This window comes from Streptomyces solincola, from assembly GCF_002982015.1.
Classification (GTDB): Bacteria; Actinomycetota; Actinomycetes; order Streptomycetales; family Streptomycetaceae; genus Streptomyces; species Streptomyces solincola.
In genome coordinates this window covers 1-2,169 of the sequence record NZ_PVLV01000456.1, presented here as the reverse complement: position 1 = coordinate 2,169, position 2,169 = coordinate 1, and the positions used below count along the sequence as shown (strand labels likewise).

The 2,169-nt window shown below is 75.7% G+C and carries 2 protein-coding genes; both read left to right on the top strand.

All coding sequences use genetic code 11. The annotated features are described in order from the left end of the window. Positions 1-41: 41 nt before the first annotated feature. Positions 42-944, top strand: coding sequence for a [LysW]-aminoadipate kinase (locus C6N75_RS24475; RefSeq protein ID WP_105871064.1), 903 nt, complete (start codon positions 42-44; stop codon positions 942-944). Continuing rightward, positions 941-2,077, top strand: coding sequence for a M20/M25/M40 family metallo-hydrolase (locus C6N75_RS24470; RefSeq protein WP_105871063.1), 1,137 nt, complete (start codon positions 941-943; stop codon positions 2,075-2,077). The genes C6N75_RS24475 and C6N75_RS24470 overlap by 4 nt, the downstream gene beginning before the upstream one ends. Positions 2,078-2,169: the final 92 nt, after the last annotated feature.

Here is a 2,169-nt window from a genome sequence, read left to right as displayed (position 1 = left end):
GACCCCGGCGCCCCCACCCCAGACAAGGAGAGCAGTCCGTCATGAGCGAGCAGCGCGACAAACCGCCCATCACCGTGGTGAAGTGCGGCGGCAACGGCGACGTGGACCCGGAGGCCGTCTGCGCGGACGTCGCCGCCCTGGTGGCGGAGGGGCGGCGGGTCGTCCTGGTGCACGGCGGCTCGGCCGAGATCGAGCGGCTGGCCGACCGGCTCGGCGTACCGCAGCGCAAGCAGACCGCCCCGGACGGCGTCAGCGCCCGGCACACCGACGAACGCACCCTCGAAGTCGTCACCCTGGCCCTGGCCGGCTCGGTCAAGCCCAAGCTGGTGCGCTCGCTGGTCGACCGCGGCGTACGGGCCATGGGCATGACCGGGCTGGACGGCCGGCTGCTGCTGGCCCGCCGCAAGAAGGCCCAGCGGGCCTTGGTGGACGGCCGGACGGTGATGGTGCACGACAACCTCTCCGGGGTCGTCACCTCCGTCAACGGGCCCCTGCTGCACAGCCTGCTGGACGCCGGCATGGTGCCGGTCATCTCGCCGCCCGCCATCACCCCGGACGGCGAGGTCGTCAACATCGACGCCGACCGCACCGCGGCCGCCGCCGCGGCCGCACTCGACGCGGACACCCTGATGCTGCTCACCGGGGCGCCCGGGGTGCAGAGCGACCCGGCCGACGAGTCGTCCGTGATGGAGACGTGCACGGTGCCCCGCTCCGGCCGCCCGCCGCGGTGGGCCCGCGGCGGGATGGCACTGAAGCTGGTGGCCGCCCAGGAGGCGCTGCGCGGCGGCGCCCGCCGGGTGCTGGTCGCCGACGGCCGCCGCCGCGACCCGGTCCGCCGCGCCCTGGCCGGCGACGCCACCCGGGTCGTGCTGGAGGCCCCCGACCCGGCCGCCGGCGGCGAACCCCGGGCGCGGCGGCCCGAGGAGGAGGTGGCGCCGCGATGACCAGGCGACCCCTGACCGACGAGGCCGCGGTCGACCTGCTGCACCGGCTGGTGGCCATTCCCTCGGTGTCCGGCCACGAGGCCCAGGCGGCCGACTTCCTCGCCGAGACGATGACCGGGCTGGGCCTGGACGCCACCGTCGACGAGGTCGGCAACGCGGTCGGCCGGACCGGCACCGGTGACGGCCCGACCGTGGTGCTGCTCAGCCACGTGGACACCGTCCCCGGAGACGTCGAGGTACGCCGCACCGGCGACGCGCTGTTCGGCCGCGGCTCGGTGGACGCCAAGGGCCCGCTGGCCGCCATGGTGTCGGCCGCCGCCCGCGCCCGGGACTTCCCCGGCACCCTGGTGGTGGCCGGCGTGGTCGAGGAGGAGACGCCCGGCTCGCGCGGGGCCATGCACGTGCGCCGAACCTGGCGACAGCCGGACGCGCTGATCGTGGGGGAGCCCAGCGGCTGGCAGAACATCGTCGTCGGCTACAAGGGCAAGCTCGACCTGCGCTACCGCGTCTCGCGCCCCGCCACCCACCCCAGCAACCCGGCCGAGAAGGCGTCCGAGGCCGCGGCCGCCTTCTGGCACGACGCGCTCGCCGCCGCCGGGCCCGACCCCAGCCACGCGGTCTTCGACCGGCCCGGGGTCACCCTGGTGTCGATCAGCGGCGACCTGGAGGACGCCGTGCTGGAGCTGAGCTACCGCACCCCGCCCGGCTTCGACGAGGAGGCCCTGCGCACCCGGCTGACGGCTGCTTTGCGGGGCGGGGATCTGGATACGCTCAACAGCGTGTCAGCCGTCCGCAGCCCCCGCCGCGACCCGGTCGTCCGGGCCCTGTCGGCCGCGATCCGCCGTACCGGCGGCGCGCCCACGCCCGTGCTGAAGACCGCCACCTCCGACATGAACACGCTGGCCGAGGTGTGGCCGGTCCCGATGGCGACCTACGGGCCCGGCGACAGCGACCTGGACCACTCGGACCACGAGCACATCCTGCTCGCCGACTACCTGCGCGGCATCGACGTACTCGGCGGCGCGCTCGCCGAGTTCGCCGAGTCGTCCGCGTTAGCCCGGTCCGGGTCCGGCGGCGCGGTGGCGGCCCGGCCGGCTCCCGTACTCACCGCACACCCCGGAGGCCCCACGTGAACGCCCCCACCCCGTCCGGGCCCGCCGGCCACCCGTCCCTTCTACTCCTCTCCAGCCCACCACACGTAGAGGAAGCTCGGATGCCCTCCTCC